The following is a 20,520-nucleotide window of genomic DNA, read 5'->3' on the forward strand; positions in this document are numbered from 1 at the left end:
GACCTCATTCCCTTTTAAGGAGCTGTTTGCTTCTTTTGTTTTAAAGTCATATCGACTTCTTTCATCAGTTCTATCTTTTTCCCTAATTCCTCAATCTGTTGTTCAAGTTTATCACTTTGTCTTCGCTGTGTAATTATCCTTTTATCCTTGCTTATGACCTCATCGATAAGAGATACCATCACATCACTGTTTTGCCTATACTTGCTTTCCGGGTAATCCTTGATAAGTTTCTGAAAGCATTCCAATGATTTCTGATAGTCTTTCTGCGGATTCCTGGCATATACATAAATAACGCCCCTCTCGAAAAGAGCCCTGTCACCAGCCAGAGGGTGATTTACAAGAATCTGCTCATATTTGACGAGAGACGCCTTATAGTTCCCGCGCTTTAAAAAATCATTTGCCTCTTCAAAATCCGGTCTGGTTACAATTCCTTCATATAAGTGAGCGCATCCGCATATCAGGATTGATGCTATTATCACGCAGGCAGAGAAAAGGTAAAGGTGCTCCCTTCGCCCACATTGCTTTTTACCCATATTTGCCCTCCGTGTGCATTTATAATATGTCTTACAATTGCAAGCCCCAGTCCGGTCCCCATTACGGACCCTCTCCTGTCATCGACACGCTTGAATTTATCAAAAACCTGCATCAAGCCGTCCTCAGGAATGCCCCGCCCATTATCCGATATAGATATCTCTACGGTGTGGTTCTCCATGCTGCTCCTGACAGAAACGGCGATCCTCCCCCCTTCCGGGGTATACTTCAGAGCGTTGCCCAGCAAATTTTCAAAAACTTCTTCAAGTCTTTCCCTGTCCATCCTCAAAAAAGGAATATCCTCGGGGATTTCAAGAGTTATATCCATCTTCTTTTTCCGGGTTAGAGGCGATAGTTTCAAAACATTTTTTTCAATGATAGGACGAATGTCACCATATTGAAAGGAAAATACCATTTTCCCCGCTTCCAATTGTGAAAAGTCAAGGATACGGTTCACAGATGATATTAACCGGGCACATTCTGCTTTGATCACTGCGAACAGCTCCTCCTGTTTTTCAGGGGCCTTTGAGAAAATACCTTCCTGAAGCATGCTGGATGCTTCTTTGATAACTGTTAAGGGAGTGCGTAATTCATGAGACAAATGACCGATATAGTCGATTTTAATCTGATCTAGTTCCTTAAGCCGTTCGCACATCACATTGAAAGCATCCGCCAATTCCTTGATCTCCGGCGGAGAAGAAATCCTCAGCGGATCACCAAATTTGCCGCCGGCTACCTCCTTTGTCCGTTCACCCAATAGTTTTATGGGTAAATTGATTTTCCGTGTATTGATAAGAGTTATAATTATGGCGAGAATGATAGCAAGAATTCCCAAAATGACGCTAATATTAGTAACATGAGCCGACATGTTTTTTGATCGCTGTAATTTTAAATCCCTGTCCTCTGTTGAAACTCTCACAAGATTTCGCAGTTTCTGCTCAATGTTGCGAGTGATCTGCTCCCTGTCTGTCACATATGTCTGATGAGTTCTTTCCTTCACTTGTTGAGCGGTTATAATTGACTCACGTTGATCAAGGAGCGCGTCGTAACGACCCTGGGACTTCTTGATGTCGGTCAATAAACTAATCTTAACCTCTGTATCCGCCGTGCTTTCCAGCTCTTTAACTCTTTTAGTAAAGTCACTTCTTATCTGCTGAAACTGCCGGTAGTAATCCGGGTCTCCGGATATAATATACTTATCTTCTGCAGCTATCAAGCTATAGAGGTCATCCAGCGCCTCTTCGGTTAACGCTATTATACGTGAATCATGCTTGATTATGGACTCGATAAGCTGATTAAGATCATTCAGATTCATGATGGTATATGCGCCAATGATCCCGACCAGGAGAATGATCAATAAGTTGCTGATGATCAGCCTATTGAAAATTGTAAGTTTCAGTGCCGGCCTCCTTCCCTGGGTCAATTTCACGCGGCGGTCCACTGCGTGAAATTAAACCAAAGACCCTTCGTTTTGTTTCACTCGCTCATGGTTAATTCGACTAAGCCCCGTTTCTTCGTTGTTGCGTTGAAAAAGATCGAGTCTCAATGAATTGAGCCGATAATACAACAATTATTTGTAAGTTACCAATCAAAGAAAGCCTGTCTCCTTACGCGTAAAAGGGATGGCATCCTCTCACACTTTTTCATATTGGCTGCGGGATGACGCCGTGAATGGGAAAGACATGTTTTTCGAGGTACGTCATAACGTGGCGTGCTTCGGCTCGGGCCTCCGCATTCCCAGTAGCGGAGATGAAAGGATACGAGTCGCGAAGAGAAGCGCCTTCGATGGACGTGGCTGCCCGGCCGCCCATCTGGCCGAAGTAGTCGCTGTCTCGAAATTCCGGGGACATACTACAGATTAATTATGCAGATTACTTTTAACTTTTACCGTTGTTTTGATAATGTGTATTATGTCCCCGGAATTATGCCCGGTTTCACGAAAACCCGGAGTAATTGACTTCATAAAGACGATTATAAGGTTTCTGGAATTCTAATGTAGTTCGTGTAATTTGGGGATTTTTGTTCAGTCCTGATGTCAACATTTGACATGCCCCACAGGAATGTGTAAAGTTCGCATTGTAATCCTCAAAATCATAGAGATGTTTGAGAAAATCGTCAGACACCTATCGATACTCAACAAACATTGTGTTATGCGGAAATCATATAAACAGTAATATCAGGCCAGAAGAATGGAACAAAAGGGTATGTCGCGTAAGCATTTGCTCCCGGTTCTTGGAATACTGGTTTTGGTTGCCCTTGTTGTATCCGGCATCGAGCCCTACGATCGCGTTACGTGGTTGCTGGAGGTTGCTCCGATTCTAATTGCCGCACCAATTCTGATTGCGACGTACCGCAGATTTCCGCTCACCACCCTAATCTATGTGTTGATTTGCTTGCACGCGCTTGTCCTCATCCTGGGCGGGATCTATACCTATGCGAGGGTGCCTTTAGGCTTTTGGCTGCAAGAGTTTTTCGATCTTGGCAGGAACCCTTATGACAAGATAGGCCACTTCATGCAAGGACTTGTTCCCGCATTAATTGCCCGCGAGATCCTTTTGCGTGGCAAGTATGTGTCCGGCATGCGCGTGGCAGCGTTTCTGTCTGTATGCGTTGCTTTGGCTCTTAGCGCGTTCTATGAACTCATAGAATGGTGGACTGCTCTGGCGCTTGGCCAGGGAGCGGAAGAATTTCTCGGTACCCAAGGCGATCCTTGGGACACGCAATCAGATATGTTCATGGCGTTGTTCGGTGCCGCCGTGGCTATGCTTGCGCTTGCACGGCTCCATGATCGCCAGATTGAAGTTCTCGACGCCTCACCTCCTGCTACGGCTCATGCAGGAGGGACGAACAATGCGCCGCAGCCTCCCGCCTTCGGCAGCGGCTGAGCCAATCGTTTCATCTCCATAGTGATTTGGTTTCACGAAAACCCGGAACAATTGACCTCACAAAGACGATTATACAGTTTCTGGAATTCTAAAAAAGAGTGGTAAAAAACCTGATTCGCATTTATACTCTCTATGTAATAAGGAATACTTAGCTTTGAGCATGCCATTAAAAGGAACATATATCTAAGGCCTCACGTTTATAGTATACAGACTAACTTCCGGGAGAGATACATGGAAAAACATTACAAATTTTCACTTTGGTATGTCCTTTTGGGAATATGGGTGGTTTTGATTGTCCAGAGTTACATCTCCTCCATGTTTGCCGTTCAGACGATCCCTTACAGCCAGTTTCTCAATCTCCTCAAGTCGGGAAAGATCGTGGAAGTCGCGATAACGGCCAATCAGATTCAGGGAAAGATGAAGATGGACGGGGGCGCTCCGGATGAGGCCAAGGACTTCAAAACCATCCGGGTTGACCCGGAATTATCCACCTTGCTTGAGCAGTACAAAATCGTTTTCAAAGGGGAAATCGAATCGACTTTTCTCCGCGACCTCTTTTCGTGGGTTTTCCCCATACTACTCTTTGTGGGCATCTGGTACTTCTTCATGAAGAAGATGGGCGCCCAGCAGGCCGGTTTCATGACCCTCGGCAAAAACAAGGCAAAGATATACATGGAAAACGAATTGAACGTTACCTTCAAAGATGTCGCCGGTGTTGACGAAGCAAAACAGGAGCTGATAGAGGTTGTTGAGTTTTTAAAAAATCCGGGCAAATTCGGCGAATTGGGAGGACGGATACCCAAGGGCATCCTCCTGGTAGGCCCCCCGGGGGCAGGTAAAACCCTCCTGGCCAAGGCCGTTGCCGGTGAAAGCGGCGTACCCTTTTTCAGCCTCTCCGGATCGGAATTTGTGGAGATGTTCGTAGGGCTGGGGGCGTCCCGGGTGCGGGATCTTTTTGTCCAGGCCAAAGAGAAGGCCCCCTGTATCATCTTTATTGATGAACTTGATGCCCTGGGAAAGGCCCGCGGCTTCGGGGCCGTTGGAGGGCATGACGAACGGGAACAGACACTGAATCAGCTTCTGGTGGAAATGGACGGCTTCGACCCGAAGGTGGGGGTTATTCTCATGGCCGCAACGAACAGGCCGGAAATCCTGGACCCCGCGCTCCTCAGGCCCGGCCGGTTCGACCGTCATGTCCTTGTGGACCGCCCTGATAAGATAGGACGGGTGGAGATTCTGAAGGTTCACCTGAAAAATATAAAAGCAGCGGAAGACCTTGACGTGGAAAAATTGGCGAGCATGACCCCGGGTATGGTAGGAGCGGACCTCGCCAATCTGGTGAATGAAGCGGCGCTGCTGGCCGTCAGAAGAGACAAAAAAGAGGTAGGGATGCCCGACTTCGAGGAGGCCGTCGAGAGGATTGTTGCCGGACTTGAAAAGAAGAACCGCCTGATCAATGCCAATGAGAGGGAAATCGTGGCCTATCACGAGATGGGCCATGCCATTGTGGCTCTCTCTTTACCGGGGACCGATCCGGTACAAAAAATCTCCATAATCCCGCGAGGCATTGCCGCCCTCGGGTATACCATGCAGGTTCCTACGGAGGATCGCTACCTCATGAAAAAAACCGAACTCCTCAACAAGATCGCCTCTCTCCTGGGAGGCAGGGCGGGAGAAGAAATCATATTCGGAGACATTTCCACAGGCGCCCATAACGATCTGGCCCGGGCCACAGACATCGCAAAGAGCATGATCAAGGAATACGGGATGAGCGACAGATTGGGTCAGGTATATTTTGCCCATGAGAAGCGGCCCCAATTTCTGGATATGGGCATGCGGGAGGCGGGCGACTACAGCGACGCCACGGCAGAAGCAATTGACGAGGAAATAAAGGCAGTCATCGGCACGGAGTATGCCAGAGCGCTGGATATTCTCAGAAGTAAGAAAGATATTCTGCAGAAGGGCGCCCAGTTGCTCCTGGAGAAGGAAAAGATAGAAGGGGCGGAGCTGAAGGCACTGATGGAAAACCAATAAAACCGCAATCGAAAAGGCAATTCGGTGATCTTTTTTGTTTGACAGGCATTCAGACTTTCTCTATACTCTGCGCCTCAAAAAGCAAATTATGAAAGGATTAAAAAGTGGTTGAAAAAAAAACCTCAGATATAATCATTACCGGTGACGGTATTAAAACCTCTCAGGGTGTTGTACTTCTTTCCTGTAATTTAACATGCCGTGTATGCGGAAATTCTGATCTCTTCGAGTGGCCTGAAAAAAATATAACTCCTGAAGATGTTGAGGGTATAGACACACTTGCCATGATCATAGCGGTAGCACATAGCAAGAACTGGATCGCGCAACGCGTCAATAACGATCATGACGGAAAACGTTCGCTGTTTGTGTTATGCCCAAGCTGTCTGGCCCTCTTTTTCTCCGCTACAACGCCAAACTCCTGCACAGACAGTAAAAGTACCCCGTAACGCCCATGCTACGGAGGACATTCTTTTTGTTAGATTTTTTTACTTCCAGGCGCTACTGTCTTCACTGATCGTGTGATCCGTTCGATCTGCTTCAACAAACCATCCGCCCTTTCCACGAATCGCTACCAGTTCCTTAGTCTTCCGGCGATCCTGACTCAGGAAATCAATAGATTTGGCAACCATGAAACTGATTTTCTTCCTTAGCTCATATAACCCAACGTTCTTTCAATATCCATGGCAGGGCTGCAAAAGAGTGTGGTCATTTAACCTTGACACACACGCTCGTTTTACCTTACACTTGCCCTAGGACAAAGCTAATTTTAAATAAATAATAAACCATCGAGGAGGAAGAGGATGAAAAGGGGATTAAAGCAGGTTCGATATAGTGTATGTATCATAGCGGCCCTGTTCATGTTCGGGTGTGCAGGAGGCGGAATGAAGGTCGCCGTGAAGCAGGACAATTACTCACCGGGCTTCCGGTCGTCGGACATCGGCCGTGTCAAGGGCAAGACGGTGATTATGGACAATTTTATAAACCAGGCGGGCAATACGACCTCATGGGGATATTCCAGCGCGGACAAGAAGGTGACCTATGAGGCTCCGGTACACCTTGAGTCGTATTTATGGTCCTGTTTTCAGAAAGCCTTCAAGCATGCCGGTATCAAGGTCCTTGATCAGACTTATGGCGGTTACGCGCATCCTTATCATCCTTACTGGTGGGGAGCGGCGCCGCCGCCAAGTGCACAAGCGCCCCGGGGGGTGGTAGAGCTTCAGCTTGTGTTGACCTCTATGACAGACCAAGAGTGCAAATTCCAGATCTTATTATTTAAAAATGGTGAGTCAAAATTCCAGAAGGATTATGCCGTAACGATGCCACCGTCATCCAGCACTGATCTCAAAGAACTTGAAAAAAGGTCCTACCGGCTGATTGATCAGATGGTGACTTCTGTCTTTAAAGATCGTGATTTCCAAAAGGCATTCTAACAGCTTTCTAAAACCCGTTGAGGATCACAATGACATACGATGAAATGATTATCAGGTGCCTCAACTGCGGAACAAAGAACCGTATACCAAAGGACCGCCTTCATGACCGGCCCACATGCGGCAGATGCCATGCCCATCTCGATGATATCATTATCAGGTGTCTCAGTTGTGAAACGAAAAATCGCATGCCTGAAAATCGCCTCCATCAGAGGCCCCTGTGCGGCAAATGCGGCGTGCCTCTCGTCATCAGGGGCGGTGAGGGGTATCCTGTGGACATCACTGATGAAACATTTTCAAGAGAAGTCCTCTCATCTTCCGACTCCGTCCTGATGGATTGCTTCGCACCCTGGTGCGCACCATGCCGCACGCTGGAACCAATTCTGGGAGACCTTGCACTAAAATACGCAGGTGGCGTCAAGTTCGTAAAACTGAATATAGATGAAAATCCTCTTACCGCATCAAAATATAACATCCGGAATATACCTACGATGCTGTTGTTTAAAAACGGAACGCTCGTCAACAGGCTGGTCGGCACACTGTCCAAAGAAGAAATCGAGCGACAACTGCTTGCCATTGTAAAGACAAACTAATCATCCGGGGACGTCATGCAAATATTTGAAAACGGTGTTTTTATATCCTGCGAAGATAATAACAGGATATTTAACGTCCTCATTGAAGACGGCGGCCGAGTTGTGTTCGTTGGCGATGCCGTACCTGATTCTTATCGGGGAATTCAGAACCGGATAGATATGAAAGGTAAATGTATCGTCCCTGCCTTTGCCGACACCCATATGCATTTTGCGTCCTACTCCCTTTTTCGGGCGACGCTTGATGTCCGTCATGTACAGAATTTCGGAGAACTCATCACGATCATAAGGAGTTATGAAACAATTCATCCCGAAGAGAAGATGCTTCTGGGTTTCGGTACAGCCCGCCTTTCTGCACTGGAAGGAGGAACCAATGGACTATCTCACCGGAATTCTGGGTGATCGCGCCAACAATCTTATTCCATTGAAAAGCATGTTGGATTACGGGCTGACCATAGCAGGCGGTTCTGACGCACCATGTACACCCCCTGATCCCTTCCAAGGAATTTATTCTGCCTGCAATCATCCTCATCCGGAGCAGCGGATACCTGTACTGGACGCCTTGCGGATGTACACAAACTGGGGCGCCCGTCTGTCTTTCGACGACGATAACCGGGGTACCCTCTCTGAGGGCAAGATCGCCGATTTTGTTGTCTTGGACAAAAATCCTCTCTTGGTTGATCAGGATAAACTTAAAGAAATCAAAGTAATATATCTCTATCTGAATGGCAGGCCGTATGACAGCTCCATTAAAAAACCTTTCGATCTCTGCGTAGAGGCTATAAAAAACAGGATTTTACGCTGATATTAAGCTCCCATCAGCTACAGCTTCTCTATAAGCCTAAGCATCACTTACTGAAAAGCAGGACAAACTGATCAAAAAGTTCTTTTTGGAAGTGCTCGATCATTTGCTCTTTCATTAATTTAAGGGCGGGAAAAGTACTTATTTTCTGCCTGTAAGGGCGATCTGACGTCAGCGCATCAAACACGTCGGCGATAGAGCAAATCCTTCCATAGAGATGAATTTCGTCTCCTCTGAGTCCTCGCGGATATCCCTTGCCATCATATCTTTCATGGTGTTGCAACACTATCTTCTTGCATTCATGAGTCAATTGGTTGGTCTCATAGAGAACCTTATACCCCATGTGGGGGTGCTGCTTCATCTTGGTCATCTCTTCTTCCGTCAGTTTGCCCGGCTTATTGATAATTGCCGGATCTAGATGCACCTTTCCCAGATCATGAAGGAAAAACCCGGCCCCCAATTCATGCATGTTATGAACCGTTGATTTCTTAAAAAGCGCTTTTGAGAGTGAAACTGCCAGGAAACCCACATTGACAGAATGCGTATAGGTATAAAAATCATGGGATGTAATGCTGAGCAGGTATAAGGATGTTGCATCATCCGTAAGAATCAGATCAACAATTTCCGCAATAACTTTTTTTGTATCGCTGATATTTTCAGCAGTGGGGTTATCGAGCAGGTTACTTATCATCGTAAAGGAATGGGCCTGCACGGCTTTTGCTTTTTCCTGGGGCGGTAATTTTGCATTATGAATCGCATCTCTGAGTTCATCAGGTACGATGTTTCTTGACAGGGGTTTTGAGGTTTGCTCAGGTCGAGGTTCGGGCTTGCGCTCTTCTTCGGCAACTATGCTTCTTTCGGTGTCAACGATGATTTTATGAATGCCGCTTTCATTAATCTTTCGTATTTGATCTTTAGATTTTATTAAAAATTCATTCGTTGCAAAGGGATGATTAAACCACGAGTTGGGCAAAATGACATACATGCCGACTTTTAGATTATCTTTCTCAATAGTCCTCTGCATACCCCACCCATGATAGTGATCTCCTGGCGAGAAAAACCGGTACCTTCACTTTTCATTATCGGCAGGTTTATATCTTTACCTTAGCATTTTTTCCCGTTTCTCCAGTTGAACCTCCAAACTTTTCAAAAGCTGAATGTCTTTTTTCAGGAGCTCATTTGCCTGAATGAGTCTCGCTGTCTCCTCAAGCAAATTTCGGTTATCCTTCTTCAACTGTTCATTCTCCCTCAGGAATCTGGCCTTATCGTCCCTGGTCTTTTCTATCAATACCCTGTCGGCGCTGCTCTTTTCCTTACATGATTGCATACCATCAATAAGGCGGATTAGCGCCTCAGAGATGCTCCGCCACTTGCTGTCGGGATATATTTTCAGTAATTCATCAAATGTCGACCTGGCTCCTGTATAATCCGCCGCCTTCTCGTTGCTTCCTAAATATGACATTCCCTTATTAAAGAGGTCCGTATCGGAAGGGGATCTTTTGAACAAGCCCTTTTCATCTACCGGGGAGGGCAGAGAAGTACAGGCCCCCAACAGGACAAAAAGCACACAAACTATATATTTATGATACCTTTTCCAACTCTTCCAGTTTGACATAGTTGCTTCCCGGTAGTGTCTTTGCATATTCCTTCAACTCCGCTGCTTTCTTCGCCATATCCAACGACCCCTGAAAATGTGTCCCGTCGTCGGTAACTATAGCAATCGTCATGGTTATAAGGGGAAACTTTTGCTGGTTCCCCTGTCTGTCTTTTCCCATGATAAATCCTTTCTGCCTGTCTTTCTCACTATAAAACCGCATAATACGAAGATCAAACTCATCGACGATCTTCTGACATAACTGCTCTGTCCGCTCAGGTTCGGAAATGATAATAAAATCGTCACCACCAACATGACCAACAAAGTCGCCTTCATGCTCTGTTATCCGCAAATGGTTAGTCAGGATATGAGCCACCTCCTTGATGACTTCGCTGCCCCATGCATAACCATATTTATCGGCGAAAGGTTTGAAATTATCAAGATCGACATGGCAGAGGGTAAATAGTTTTTTTTCTGAAAACCTTTTTTCAATCTCCTTCTCAATCGCCAGATTACCCGGCAAACCGGTTAGAGGGCTCGCATCAAGAAGGAGTGTCTCAAGAACCTTAAGGCGTTCCGTCATGAAACTGAACGCATCTGCCAGGCTGCCTATCTCGTCATGGCGGTTAATATTAAGATTGTATTCGAACTTTCCCTCGGCAATCTGTTCCGTAGCCTTTTTCAGTTCCCTGAGAGGTCTGGAAATATTATACGTAATGAGAAGCGCCAAGGCCAATCCTACAAAAAGACTTATTACGCTCAGGGTCATCGTCATTCTGGAAGCGTTTACACCCCGTGTCTTAATAAGGTTCATTCCTGTATCTATATTATTTTCGGCCTTCATGCGGATTTCACGCAAAGATGTGGCGATTTCTTCAATGGTTTTTTTACAATCCGTTTCAGAAACCTTGGCGGCATCCTCCAAACGATTGTCCTGAACCATTGTTACCTCTTGGTTGAAAAGCTCATCATACCGGTTATGCAGTAATGACAATTGCGACAGGGCTTTTTTCAAACCGGGTATATTATTTTTTTTAAAATTCTCGATGACGTTTTTAAATTCCTGGCTTCGCATCCAGAAAAGTTCCGCGATTGACGGATCTTTAAGAATAAGATACTTTTTTTCGGCACTTTCCTGGGCAAGCAGTGCATCCATCATTTTCTTGCTGTTATCGACGACGAAAAAATCATGATCGATAATGGTATACGCTAATTGATTGAGACTCTGGAGGCTGAAAATCGCGTAGGCGCTTGCCATGATGGTAAGCAGAGCCATGGCCAGGTAGCTTGCAAGCAATTTTCGACTTATTATCAGTTTCATTACCCTTACCCCGCATTATTAACTCCGGTCATAATACGCGTGCAACAAGTACCATATCCTCGTACTTTCCGCAAAGCAGAAAAGTTAAATATTCTGTTTCTTGCCAGAATGTTTATTGCCCCCTTTATTAACTTTTGATATATTAAATCATACAATAGACTTCAGAAGTCAGGAGACAGAAGGGGAGCTTTCTTTGTATACTGTATTCTGTCTACTAACTTCTGTCTTCATCAATAAAATAGAAACATGAAGTGGAGGCTACACCGATGATTTACAACGAGGACTTCGAAACATTACCCCGGGAGGTTTTAGAAACCCTGCAGTTAAAGAGATTGCAACAGGTCGTGCAGCGCGTCTATCACACGGTTGGCTTTTACAAGAAGGCTTTTGATAAAGCCGGCGTCAATCCGGACGACATCAAGACAATGTCAGACATCCGGCGGCTTCCCTTCACGACAAAGCAGGACCTGAGAGACAACTATCCCTTCGGCCTCTTTGCCGCACCGATGAGCAGCATTGTAAGGCTCCATGCCTCATCAGGAACAACCGGCAGAGCCGTCGTCGTCGGATACACAAAGAGGGATATCGATACCTGGTCGGAACTGATGGCGAGATGTTTTGTGGCCGCAGGCTTGAACAAGAATGACATTATCCACAACGCTTACGGATACGGCCTTTTCACCGGCGGTCTCGGCGCCCATTACGGCGCTGAAAAACTGGGGGCCAGCGTCATACCCATGTCAGGCGGGAATACAAAAAGGCAGATCATGATCTTACAGGACTTTGGGCCCACGGCAATCTGCTGTACACCTTCATATGCTCTGAATCTGGCGGAGCAGGGCGCGGCCATGGGTGTCGACATGCACTCGCTCAAGCTTCGTGTCGGTATCTTTGGCGCCGAGCCGTGGAGTGAGAAGATGCGGGACGAAATAGAAAACAAGCTGAACCTCACCGCCCTTAATATCTACGGTCTTTCGGAGATTATGGGTCCCGGCGTTTCTATGGAATGCCTGGAAGGCCGCCACGGAATGCATGTATTTGAGGATCACTTTATTGTGGAGATAATCCATCCGGAAACCGGTGAAATATTGCCGTACGGCGAAGAGGGAGAACTGGTCTTCACGACCATCACGAAGGAGGCATTCCCGCTCGTCCGGTATCGCACGCGGGACATCTCTCGGCTGATTGCGGAACCCTGCCGCTGCGGCAGAAGCCATATCAGAATGGACCGGGTGACCGGCAGAAGCGACGACATGCTGATTATCAGAGGTATCAACGTCTTCCCTTCCCAGATTGAGGCAGTTCTCGTCGGCATTACAGGACTTGAGCCGCACTATCAACTCATTGTGGACAGGACCGGCACCATGGACACCCTGGAGGTTCAGGTTGAAGTAAGTGAGCAGATATTTGCAAACGCAGACGAAGTCCGCTCCCTGCAAAATCTGGAAAAGCACCTCGTCAAAGACCTGAAAGACTATCTCGGGGTGAACGCAAAGGTAAAACTGGTAGAACCAAAATCATTACAACGATTTGAAGGGAAGGCCAGCTGCGTAATCGATAAGCGAAAAATTTAATGGAAACTTCCATATACTCACTTTCTCTTCGAATTCATAAGGAGGACATATGAAGGTAGAACAGATATCCATATTCCTGGAGAATAAGCCGGGGGCTCTTGAAAATGTCACACGGCTGCTGAAGGACGCGAATATTAACATCAGAACCCTCTCGCTTGCTGATACCTCAGATTTCGGAATTCTCCGGCTGATTGTTAACGATGTAGCTGCAGCGCTTAAAATGCTTAATGATAATGGCCTGAGAGTAAGCCGGACAACCGTAGTGGCAGTCGAGGTGCCTGATCGTCCCGGCGGTCTTCACAGTATCCTGGAAATACTGGCGAAGCATAGTATTAATGTTGAATATCTGTACGCCTTTGTAGAAAAAAGCGGTGAGAATGCCGTGATCATCTTCCGTTTCGATTCTCCGGATAACGCAATTGATGTACTTCTCAAAAATGGATTTACTGTGCTGCCAGGTGAGAAGCTGTATTCTTTTTAAACAGGATGATGTCGTACAAAAGCAGTAAACGGGGTTAACTGTGGACGACTTCGTAAAACATAACAACCTTTTAAAAGAGGAGGTGCTGTCATGAAGGGACAAACCCGTTCGCTCAATTCGATGGTAGAGGAGCAATTGACTAAATGGAAAAGCATGACAACGGAGCGGAAAGCCATAAAGGCAAAACCCGGCCCGGTGATCACCGTTTCCCGAGAGCCCGGAACCGGCGGCAGCGAAATAGCCAGAAGACTCGCTGATGGACTGAAGATGGATCTGGTCGGGGCCCAAATCATCCAAAAAATAGCGGAAAGTGCTGATATAAGCGCAAAACTTATTGAATCCCTTGACGAAAAGCAGATTACAAGAAGGGATGACTGGCTATCCTCCCTGTTCGAAACCCGCCACCTGTGGGTTGATACCTATCTCCATCATCTCACAAAGGTTATCGGAACCTTCGGAAGACAGGGGAATGTCGTCATCGTAGGCAGGGGAGCACAGTATATCCTGCCTCCTGAGGATACATTCAGGTTGCGGTTCATTGCCTCTATGGAAATCAAAATTCAGAATGTGATGCACGATTTTGGTTCCTCCAATGCCGAGGCGGAAAAATATGTCATAAAAACAGATTCAGACCGCCGCGCTTATCTGCAAAAACATTTCAATGCAGACGTGACGGATCCCTCGCATTACGACATGGTCATCAACACGGGGAAGCTCGGTATTGACGGGTCTGTTGAAGCGGTTAAGGCTGCGTTTACCACGTGGAAGCGGAAGTACGACGCCACGCCATGATCACGTTCTGCTGCCTCCAGGGTTATTCCCGCAAAATCGGGAATAACCCCATTTATTACAAGTTACCAGGGCTAATCGCCATGTAAGGAGTACAAATGAAACAGGGATTGATTTTAATCGACATTCAAAACGATTATTTCCCCGGCGGGAATATGGAGCTTGTCAACATGGAACAAGCGGCCCATAATGCAGGAGTATTGCTTCAGCAGGGCAGGGAAGAGCAACTTCCCATCATTCATATTCAACATATTTCAAAACGTCCCGGGGCAACATTCTTCTTACCAAACACAAAAGGGGTTGAAACACACACGTCGGTGGCTCCGCAGCCAGGTGAAGTCGTCATTGAAAAACTCTTTCCCAATAGCTTCAGGGATACCGATCTGTTGAATATTCTTAAAAGATCCGGGGTGGAGGCAGTGGTCATCTGCGGGGCAATGAGTCACATGTGTGTTGACGCAACAACACGTGCAGCATTTGATTATGGATTTCGATGTACGGTTATTGAAGATGCCTGTGCCACTCGTAATCTGGAGCATAAAGGGATGATCGTAGAAGCGAACAAAGTCCATGCGGCATTTATGGCTGCACTGGCTGTTCCTTATGCAAAAGTAATATCTGTAAATGAATTTATTCGAAGATAGGCATTCCTGCTGCAGTTACCCCTTGATACAGCCCAATGCTTTGAGTTTTGCGACTTTCCTGGAGATGCCGGCCTTGTGGACAACCTCCACTACCTGATCTAAATTCTTATATGCCTCCGGCATCTCTTCACTGAGGGTTCCTTTCCCGCTCGCCATGATGATAATACCCTTATCAGCCATCTCCCGTGCTATTGATCTTCCCCTGCCGGCTTTTGTCGCCTGGGTGCGGCTCATGATACGCCCGGCTCCATGGCAGGTACTTCCGAAAGTCTCCGTAAAGGCTTTCTCCGTTCCCGCAAGCACATATGAACCTGTGCCCATATCGCCGGGGATTAATACCGGCTGACCTGCCTTGCTGTATTGCGCCGGAAGGGCAGGATGGCCGGGTGGAAAGGCCCGCGTTGCACCTTTTCTGTGTACGCACAGCGGAACCTCTTTACCGTCGATGGGAAACGTTTCGATCTTGGCAATATTATGGCAGACGTCATAAAGCAGCCGCATGCCTAATTCGCGGGGCCCCTTCCTCAAGGTACGTTCGAAGGTCTCCCGTGTCCAGTGCATCAGCATTTGACGGTTGGCCCAGGCATAATTGGCGGCACAGGCCATAGCGGCAAAGTATTCCTTCCCCCGGGGAGAATCCAGATACGCACAGGCTAACTGTCTGTCCGGGAGGGAAACTCCCAGATCACCGACATGTTTCACCATCCTGGCCAAGTAATCATCACAGACCTGATAGCCGAGCCCCCGGGAACCGCTGTGAATGAGAACGGCGATCTGACCCGTTTCAAGGCCAAAGGCAGTTGCCGCTGCTTTATCAAAGATCTCCTCGACGACCTCAATCTCCAGAAAATGGTTGCCAGACCCTAAGGTACCCAACTGCTCCCGTCCGCGCTCAATTGCCCTCGCGCTGACCATTTCGGGATCGGCGCCTGCCATTGCCCCCCTGTCTTCCGTCGTTTCCAGATCATCGGCCGTCCCATACCCATGATTTACCGCCCACTTTGCTCCTTCGATCAGAACCTTCTTTTCTTCCTTGGCGGAGAGTTTAAGGACACCCTTGGAACCAACACCGGTAGGGATATCGTTAAACAGGGCGCTTATCAGTTCCTTCACGCTATCCTTGATATCATTATACTCAAGACGGGTTGTCACCAGCCTGCATCCGCAGTTGATATCATACCCCACACCGCCCGGGGAAATAATACCGTCTTTAAGATCGAAGGCCGCAACGCCACCTATCGGGAAACCATACCCCCAGTGCATATCAGGCATGGCCAGTGAATACTTAACAATACCGGGCAGGTGCGCAACATTGGCCACCTGCTTCGGGCTCTCATCGGCCCCCATTTCCCTGATGAGTCTTTCGCTTGAATAAATGATTCCCGGGACCTTCATTCCACCGGTCTGGGGAACCATCCACCGGCAATCGTCAAGTTTTTTAAGCCCTGACATGATTTCAGACATCAAAAATTACCCGCCCCATCCACATTTCCGGCGTTTCTCTGACCGTAACCTGGTGATAGGTTACCGCCTTAATTTCCGTGTTGATCCTGTGTTTTGAGGGATTAAAAAGTTCTCCGGACACCCGTCCTTGGAGGTGCTGCGGGTCTATTTCTATTATGGAGTATTCTTTCAGCAAAAGACCCTCACCGTTAAACATATAGAGGACTTCACGCAGGTAGTTCACTAGGAGATCCTCCCAGTCTTCTCCCTCCACGATAATTGTTCGTTCCTCGGTTGCCTTTACGCGATTCAGGTCGGTAATAATGTCAAAAACGGCAAAGGCCGCATTGGCAAATAACTCTTTCACCGTTTTACCGTATATTTCCAGCCCCAAATCCGCCGTGTGATCGAATACCTTGTATCTCTCCATCGTTATGATTATCCTATCACAAAGGCCGCCATAACTTCCAGAATCACGTCACATCTTCCTGACCGCCGGCGTCGTCTTCTAACCCGTTTACGGCTTCTTCCTCTTCACCTTCCTGCAACAGATCGTCGTCCTTTTCCTCCGCTTCCCTCTCGGCGCGGGCCACGCCAACCAGTTTTTCGTCGGGATCAATCTCGATCAGTTTTACCCCCTGCGTGCTCCTATGCAGAAGGGGAACTTCCGGAACCTTCAACCGTATGATTTTCCCCGCGTTACTGATCAGTATGATGTCTTCCTCACCCGTAACCTGGAGAACCCCCGAAACATTTCCTATCTTGGATACCGTTTTGAGATTGATAACGCCCTGGCCGCCCCGGTTCTGCCTCCGGTACTCTTCCACATCCGTTCGTTTGCCGTAGCCGTTTTCAGAAACGGTTACAATGGAATTGCCCTCCGAAGGGATCTCCATCCCGACCACTGCATCGTCATCGTCCATGCGGATGCCGATAACGCCCCTGGCCGTCCTTCCCACATCCCGGACGTCCTGCTCATGGAAACGGATGGATTGCCCTTTCCTTGTTCCCAGAAAGACATCCTGGTCTCCCAGCGTCAACTGAACGCCAATGAGTTCGTCCCCTTCATCAATCGTGATGGCGATGATTCCCCCGGCCCGCGGGTGCGAGTAGGCCACCAGGTCGGTCTTCTTGACAATGCCTTTCCTTGTCACCATAATTATGTACTTACCGTCAACGAACTCCTTGACAGGCAGGATTGCGGCCACCCTCTCCCCCTGCGACAGATTAACCAGATTTACGATGGCTTTGCCCTTCGCCGCCCGCCCGGCCTGTGGAAGCTGATACACCTTCAACCAGTACACGCGCCCCAAATTCGTAAAAATCAGAATATAGTGATGGGTGGAAGCGATAAAGATTTTCTCAACAAAATCTTCTTCTTTGGTCCCCATGCCTACCTTTCCCTTCCCGCCACGCCGCTGGCTTCGGTAAAGGCTGACAGGGTTCCTTTTAATGTAGCCGTAATGAGATACGGTCACCACCATGTCTTCTTCCACAATCATGTCTTCAATATTAATATCGTCTACGCTCGCCACGATCTCTGTGCGTCTGTCATCGCCATACTTTTTCTTGATCTCCCCCAGTTCCGCCACGATGATATCGAGCACCTTCTGCAGATCATCCAGGATGCCCTGCAACGTGACGATTAACCGTGACAGTTCCCTGTACTCGTCAAGAATCTTGTCCTGTTCGAGCCCGGTAAGCCTCTGCAGACGCATGTCCAAAATAGCCCGCGCCTGAATCTCCGTAAGACCAAAATTCTCGGAGAGCGCATGTGCGGCCTCCTGGGGGCTTTTGGATTTCTTAATGAGCTGAACCACGGCATCAATGTGGTTGAGGGCAATGATCAGCCCTTCCAGGATATGGGACCTTTCTTTCGTTTTCCGAAGGTCAAAGATCGTTCTACGGGTTATAACCTCCTTGCGGAAATCTACAAACTTTTGAAGTACTTCCTTCAGATTGAGCACCCTCGGCTGACTGCGGTCAATCGCCAGCATGATAACCCCGAAATTTGTCTCCATCTGGGTATGCTTGTAGAGTTGGTTGAGAATGACTCCGGAGGGCTCATCTTTCTTCAGGTCAATGACGATCCGTATCCCTTCCCGGTCTGACTCATCACGGAGATCGGAGATGCCTTCCAGCTTTTTCTCTTTTACCAGCTCGGAAATCTTCTCGATCAGATTGGCCTTATTCACGAGATAGGGGAGTTCCGTGACGATGATGCTCTCCCGGTCGTTCCTCGCGTTTCTCTCGATAATCGCCCTGGACCTCATGTGGATGGACCCCCTGCCCGTCTGGTAGGCGGAGATGATCCCTTCCCTCCCGTTGATGAAACCGGCAGTCGGGAAATCGGGGCCTTTTATATGGAGCATCAGTCCTTCAATCGTGATCTCCGGATTGTGGATCAGGGCAATCGTCCCTTCAATGAGTTCGCTTAAATTATGGGGAGGGATGTTGGTAGCCACGCCCACGGCAATCCCCGAGGAACCGTTCAGGAGAAGCGCGGGTATCCGCGCGGGAAGGACCGTCGGCTCCTCCATGGAGGAATCGTAGTTGGGGACAAAATCAACCGTTTCTTTTTCCAGGTCAGCAAGCATTTCCTCGGCAAGTCTCGCCATCCTGATCTCCGTGTAACGCATCGCGGCAGGCGGATCTCCATCCACGCTGCCGAAATTTCCCTGTCCGTCAATCAAGGGGTAGCGCATGGAGAAGTCCTGGGCCATCCGGACAAGGGTGTCATAGGCGGCGGTATCGCCGTGGGGATGATACTTACCGATGATATCTCCGACGATCCTGGCGGATTTCTTATAGGCCTTGTTCCAGACGTTCCCCATTTCCGACATGGCGTAGAGAACCCGGCGATGAACCGGCTTCATGCCGTCCCGGACGTCCGGAATGGCGCGGCCGATAATCACGCTCATCGCGTAAGCCATGTAGGAGTTCTTCATTTCATCTTCGATATTGATGGGAATAGTCTTCTGGTAAATCTGCTCCATTTTTCTCAAGCCCTCATCGTGTGTTTTGATATCCCAAAAATCCTGCAATTTAAAATAGTTACATTGCAGGTATTTTGTGCATTCTTATACCATTTTTTGCCGAATAAGTCGCCTTATTTTTTATCTTTATGCCGGTTAAAATATGCGGCAAAATATCCGCTGTAGAATAACTGTGACGTTCAAGGTAACCGTGCTTTTGCAAAACCAGCATTATATGCTCACCTATGATTTTGACGGATGCTTTCCATATGGTCACACGCACGGAACCTCCTGCAGGTGACGGAGTTTTTATTACTCAAAGAAGCTGCGTTCCTACGAATTCTCATTGACAGATGTGTCTGATTTTCTTATGCTGATTACAAAAGATAGCTGTTCGAACTGGAGGCCCCTTGAATAAAATTGTTAAGAACTGGGTAGCCACCTCGAATTATGACATGCAAACAGCAGATGCAATGTATAAGACAGGCCGGTATCTGTATGATGATAAAATGGCTAAAGCAACACCTAAAATCAGAAGTATAATCAACCGCTATATCAAAAATCTAAGGGATATGGGCGTACCTGTTGAGCGCGTATTTCTGTTTGGATCACATGCGAGTCTTGAAGCCGGTGAGGAAAGCGATGTGGACCTGGCCGTCGTGTCACCCCTGTTTGACGTGTCACCCCTGTTTGAAAGGATGAGTCTCTGGGACAGGGCTGGTTATCTCGGTAAAGCTGCCTGGGACATCCCCTATCCAATGGATGTTCTCGGTTTTGCACCATCGCAGGTCAGAAAAGCGACGCCGGGTACTCTCCTGAACCACATATTGAAACACGGTATAGAAATCACCCGGTAGTATCACTTGAATACTTTCCCCGACCCGGATGGCTTTCTGCAATAGGGTGTTTAATTCTATTATCCTCACCATGTAACTTATTGCAGCATCCCTTCTGTAACAGTTAGCCGAAGAAAAAAAGGAGGTATACCTTTATGGCTGTTAGCTTTAACGATATCGAGAACGCATTTTTTTTCGTTGGCTCTGCACCGGAGTATGCGAGATCTGCCATTCTATGCAGAGATACCGGAGAGATATTTTATACTTCCGACTTGGGCGATTCCGATGACTTGCCGGAGGATATTGATGATCCTGAAAAGTATATCGAAATACCCCATAAAAACGAATTGGACCTCGGCAAAACACTTGTGATTGAATTCATGTCAGAACGTTTACCCACTGAGGTAGGATGGGTTCATAATATTTTTCGACACAGGGGAGCTTACGCGAGATTCAAAGAGTTTCTCGAGGCAAAAGGCTTACTTGAGGAATGGTACACATACGAAGATACGCGACAGAAAGCGGCTCTCAGAGAGTGGTGCTGCGAGAATGACATTGAATTAACGGACTAATCATTCCTTGAACAGCATGGTGGAA

The 20,520-nt window shown here is 47.6% G+C and carries 24 protein-coding genes; 14 read left to right on the top strand and 10 right to left on the bottom strand.

Translation table 11 applies throughout. The features are described from left to right. Positions 1 to 14: 14 nt before the first annotated feature. The gene (locus NTW12_09780; GenBank protein ID MCX5846624.1) at positions 15 to 533 is read right to left on the bottom strand and encodes a tetratricopeptide repeat protein; all 519 of its coding nucleotides are present in this window, start codon (positions 531 to 533) and stop codon (positions 15 to 17) included. Beyond that, positions 476 to 1,960, bottom strand: coding sequence for an ATP-binding protein (locus NTW12_09785; protein ID MCX5846625.1), 1,485 nt, complete (start codon positions 1,958 to 1,960; stop codon positions 476 to 478). Before NTW12_09785 ends, NTW12_09780 begins: the two co-directional genes overlap by 58 nt. 238 nt (positions 1,961 to 2,198) lie before the next feature. Here NTW12_09785 and NTW12_09790 point away from each other — a divergent pair, with 238 nt between their 5' ends. From NTW12_09790 to NTW12_09805, 4 genes are all read left to right on the top strand, one after another. Next, entirely contained in the window at positions 2,199 to 2,393 is a 195-nt protein-coding gene (locus tag NTW12_09790; protein MCX5846626.1) for a hypothetical protein, read from the top strand. 342 nt (positions 2,394 to 2,735) lie between these two features. After that, positions 2,736 to 3,416, top strand: coding sequence for a DUF2238 domain-containing protein (locus NTW12_09795; GenBank protein ID MCX5846627.1), 681 nt, complete (start codon positions 2,736 to 2,738; stop codon positions 3,414 to 3,416). 231 nt (positions 3,417 to 3,647) lie between these two features. After that, positions 3,648 to 5,450 carry an ATP-dependent zinc metalloprotease FtsH gene (gene ftsH / locus NTW12_09800; protein MCX5846628.1) on the top strand — a complete coding sequence of 601 codons (1,803 nt, stop codon included), beginning with the start codon at positions 3,648 to 3,650 and terminating at the stop codon, positions 5,448 to 5,450. A gap of 104 nt (positions 5,451 to 5,554) precedes the next feature. Continuing rightward, positions 5,555 to 5,893 carry a hypothetical protein gene (locus tag NTW12_09805; GenBank protein ID MCX5846629.1) on the top strand — a complete coding sequence of 113 codons (339 nt, stop codon included), beginning with the start codon at positions 5,555 to 5,557 and terminating at the stop codon, positions 5,891 to 5,893. 39 nt (positions 5,894 to 5,932) lie between these two features. Here the strand turns inward: NTW12_09805 and NTW12_09810 are convergent, their stop codons facing one another. Continuing rightward, a complete protein-coding gene (locus tag NTW12_09810) occupies positions 5,933 to 6,076 on the bottom strand; it encodes a hypothetical protein (protein ID MCX5846630.1) in 144 nt (47 codons plus the stop codon). Positions 6,077 to 6,247: 171 nt separating this feature from the next. Here NTW12_09810 and NTW12_09815 point away from each other — a divergent pair, with 171 nt between their 5' ends. Genes NTW12_09815 through NTW12_09830 form a run of 4 tightly spaced genes read left to right on the top strand, consistent with a single transcriptional unit; the run spans position 6,248 to position 8,269 of the window. Next, positions 6,248 to 6,877, top strand: a complete 630-nt coding sequence (locus NTW12_09815) for a hypothetical protein (GenBank protein ID MCX5846631.1) — start codon at positions 6,248 to 6,250, stop codon at positions 6,875 to 6,877. A gap of 29 nt (positions 6,878 to 6,906) precedes the next feature. After that, the gene (gene trxA / locus NTW12_09820; protein ID MCX5846632.1) at positions 6,907 to 7,467 is read left to right on the top strand and encodes a thioredoxin; all 561 of its coding nucleotides are present in this window, start codon (positions 6,907 to 6,909) and stop codon (positions 7,465 to 7,467) included. 15 nt (positions 7,468 to 7,482) lie between these two features. Beyond that, positions 7,483 to 7,866 (top strand): hypothetical protein, encoded by a 384-nt coding sequence (locus NTW12_09825; protein ID MCX5846633.1) that lies wholly within the window; start codon positions 7,483 to 7,485, stop codon positions 7,864 to 7,866. Next, positions 7,838 to 8,269: an amidohydrolase family protein gene (locus NTW12_09830; GenBank protein ID MCX5846634.1), complete on the top strand. Its 432-nt coding sequence runs from the start codon at positions 7,838 to 7,840 to the stop codon at positions 8,267 to 8,269. Before NTW12_09825 ends, NTW12_09830 begins: the two co-directional genes overlap by 29 nt. A gap of 43 nt (positions 8,270 to 8,312) precedes the next feature. Here the strand turns inward: NTW12_09830 and NTW12_09835 are convergent, their stop codons facing one another. The 3 genes from NTW12_09835 to NTW12_09845 form a co-directional block, all read right to left on the bottom strand. Next, on the bottom strand, positions 8,313 to 9,290 hold the full coding sequence (locus tag NTW12_09835) for an HD-GYP domain-containing protein (protein ID MCX5846635.1): 978 nt from the start codon (positions 9,288 to 9,290) through the stop codon (positions 8,313 to 8,315). 75 nt (positions 9,291 to 9,365) lie between these two features. Continuing rightward, positions 9,366 to 9,881, bottom strand: a complete 516-nt coding sequence (locus tag NTW12_09840) for a hypothetical protein (protein ID MCX5846636.1) — start codon at positions 9,879 to 9,881, stop codon at positions 9,366 to 9,368. Beyond that, entirely contained in the window at positions 9,847 to 11,181 is a 1,335-nt protein-coding gene (locus NTW12_09845) for a diguanylate cyclase (protein MCX5846637.1), read from the bottom strand. The genes NTW12_09840 and NTW12_09845 overlap by 35 nt, the downstream gene beginning before the upstream one ends. Positions 11,182 to 11,447: 266 nt before the next feature. On the opposite strand from NTW12_09845, the gene NTW12_09850 reads away from it, so the two are divergent. The 4 genes from NTW12_09850 to NTW12_09865 all read left to right on the top strand — a co-directional run bounded on the left by NTW12_09850 (position 11,448) and on the right by NTW12_09865 (position 14,669). Continuing rightward, positions 11,448 to 12,755, top strand: coding sequence for a phenylacetate--CoA ligase (locus tag NTW12_09850; protein ID MCX5846638.1), 1,308 nt, complete (start codon positions 11,448 to 11,450; stop codon positions 12,753 to 12,755). Positions 12,756 to 12,804: 49 nt separating this feature from the next. Then, positions 12,805 to 13,236, top strand: coding sequence for an ACT domain-containing protein (locus tag NTW12_09855; protein ID MCX5846639.1), 432 nt, complete (start codon positions 12,805 to 12,807; stop codon positions 13,234 to 13,236). Positions 13,237 to 13,326: 90 nt separating this feature from the next. Next, entirely contained in the window at positions 13,327 to 14,028 is a 702-nt protein-coding gene (locus NTW12_09860) for a cytidylate kinase-like family protein (GenBank protein MCX5846640.1), read from the top strand. A gap of 95 nt (positions 14,029 to 14,123) precedes the next feature. Beyond that, positions 14,124 to 14,669 carry a cysteine hydrolase family protein gene (locus NTW12_09865; GenBank protein MCX5846641.1) on the top strand — a complete coding sequence of 182 codons (546 nt, stop codon included), beginning with the start codon at positions 14,124 to 14,126 and terminating at the stop codon, positions 14,667 to 14,669. A gap of 15 nt (positions 14,670 to 14,684) precedes the next feature. Here NTW12_09865 and NTW12_09870 read toward each other — a convergent pair whose 3' ends face one another. Genes NTW12_09870 through NTW12_09885 form a run of 4 tightly spaced genes read right to left on the bottom strand, consistent with a single transcriptional unit; the run spans position 14,685 to position 19,364 of the window. After that, positions 14,685 to 16,133, bottom strand: coding sequence for an RtcB family protein (locus NTW12_09870; GenBank protein MCX5846642.1), 1,449 nt, complete (start codon positions 16,131 to 16,133; stop codon positions 14,685 to 14,687). Then, positions 16,126 to 16,542, bottom strand: coding sequence for an archease (locus tag NTW12_09875; GenBank protein MCX5846643.1), 417 nt, complete (start codon positions 16,540 to 16,542; stop codon positions 16,126 to 16,128). The genes NTW12_09870 and NTW12_09875 overlap by 8 nt, the downstream gene beginning before the upstream one ends. Before the next feature lie 43 nt (positions 16,543 to 16,585). Beyond that, positions 16,586 to 19,108, bottom strand: coding sequence for a DNA gyrase subunit A (gene gyrA / locus NTW12_09880; GenBank protein ID MCX5846644.1), 2,523 nt, complete (start codon positions 19,106 to 19,108; stop codon positions 16,586 to 16,588). Between the two features lie 58 nt (positions 19,109 to 19,166). Then, entirely contained in the window at positions 19,167 to 19,364 is a 198-nt protein-coding gene (locus NTW12_09885) for a hypothetical protein (protein ID MCX5846645.1), read from the bottom strand. 133 nt (positions 19,365 to 19,497) lie between these two features. On the opposite strand from NTW12_09885, the gene NTW12_09890 reads away from it, so the two are divergent. Beyond that, a complete protein-coding gene (locus NTW12_09890) occupies positions 19,498 to 19,944 on the top strand; it encodes a nucleotidyltransferase domain-containing protein (GenBank protein ID MCX5846646.1) in 447 nt (148 codons plus the stop codon). 134 nt (positions 19,945 to 20,078) lie between these two features. Beyond that, positions 20,079 to 20,495, top strand: a complete 417-nt coding sequence (locus NTW12_09895) for a UPF0158 family protein (GenBank protein ID MCX5846647.1) — start codon at positions 20,079 to 20,081, stop codon at positions 20,493 to 20,495. The last annotated feature ends 25 nt before the right edge of the window (positions 20,496 to 20,520 follow it).

The sequence above is a fragment of the Deltaproteobacteria bacterium genome, assembly GCA_026388545.1.
In the GTDB taxonomy this organism is placed as follows: Bacteria; Desulfobacterota; Syntrophia; order Syntrophales; family UBA2185; genus JAPLJS01.

What these genes read in the sequence shown, in the direction of transcription:
- NTW12_09780 (MCX5846624.1), bottom strand. Translation starts at nt 533, where the DNA reads ATGGGTAAAAAGCAATGTGGGCGAAGGGAGCACCTTTACCTTTTCTCT.
- NTW12_09795 (MCX5846627.1), top strand. Translation starts at nt 2,736, where the DNA reads ATGTCGCGTAAGCATTTGCTCCCGGTTCTTGGAATACTGGTTTTGGTT.
- ftsH (MCX5846628.1), top strand. Translation starts at nt 3,648, where the DNA reads ATGGAAAAACATTACAAATTTTCACTTTGGTATGTCCTTTTGGGAATA.
- NTW12_09810 (MCX5846630.1), bottom strand. Translation starts at nt 6,076, where the DNA reads ATGGTTGCCAAATCTATTGATTTCCTGAGTCAGGATCGCCGGAAGACT.
- NTW12_09815 (MCX5846631.1), top strand. Translation starts at nt 6,248, where the DNA reads ATGAAAAGGGGATTAAAGCAGGTTCGATATAGTGTATGTATCATAGCG.
- trxA (MCX5846632.1), top strand. Translation starts at nt 6,907, where the DNA reads ATGACATACGATGAAATGATTATCAGGTGCCTCAACTGCGGAACAAAG.
- NTW12_09825 (MCX5846633.1), top strand. Translation starts at nt 7,483, where the DNA reads ATGCAAATATTTGAAAACGGTGTTTTTATATCCTGCGAAGATAATAAC.
- NTW12_09830 (MCX5846634.1), top strand. Translation starts at nt 7,838, where the DNA reads ATGGACTATCTCACCGGAATTCTGGGTGATCGCGCCAACAATCTTATT.
- NTW12_09835 (MCX5846635.1), bottom strand. Translation starts at nt 9,290, where the DNA reads ATGCAGAGGACTATTGAGAAAGATAATCTAAAAGTCGGCATGTATGTC.
- NTW12_09840 (MCX5846636.1), bottom strand. Translation starts at nt 9,881, where the DNA reads ATGTCAAACTGGAAGAGTTGGAAAAGGTATCATAAATATATAGTTTGT.
- NTW12_09845 (MCX5846637.1), bottom strand. Translation starts at nt 11,181, where the DNA reads ATGAAACTGATAATAAGTCGAAAATTGCTTGCAAGCTACCTGGCCATG.
- NTW12_09850 (MCX5846638.1), top strand. Translation starts at nt 11,448, where the DNA reads ATGATTTACAACGAGGACTTCGAAACATTACCCCGGGAGGTTTTAGAA.
- NTW12_09855 (MCX5846639.1), top strand. Translation starts at nt 12,805, where the DNA reads ATGAAGGTAGAACAGATATCCATATTCCTGGAGAATAAGCCGGGGGCT.
- NTW12_09860 (MCX5846640.1), top strand. Translation starts at nt 13,327, where the DNA reads ATGAAGGGACAAACCCGTTCGCTCAATTCGATGGTAGAGGAGCAATTG.
- NTW12_09865 (MCX5846641.1), top strand. Translation starts at nt 14,124, where the DNA reads ATGAAACAGGGATTGATTTTAATCGACATTCAAAACGATTATTTCCCC.
- NTW12_09870 (MCX5846642.1), bottom strand. Translation starts at nt 16,133, where the DNA reads ATGTCTGAAATCATGTCAGGGCTTAAAAAACTTGACGATTGCCGGTGG.
- NTW12_09875 (MCX5846643.1), bottom strand. Translation starts at nt 16,542, where the DNA reads ATGGAGAGATACAAGGTATTCGATCACACGGCGGATTTGGGGCTGGAA.
- gyrA (MCX5846644.1), bottom strand. Translation starts at nt 19,108, where the DNA reads ATGGAGCAGATTTACCAGAAGACTATTCCCATCAATATCGAAGATGAA.
- NTW12_09895 (MCX5846647.1), top strand. Translation starts at nt 20,079, where the DNA reads ATGGCTGTTAGCTTTAACGATATCGAGAACGCATTTTTTTTCGTTGGC.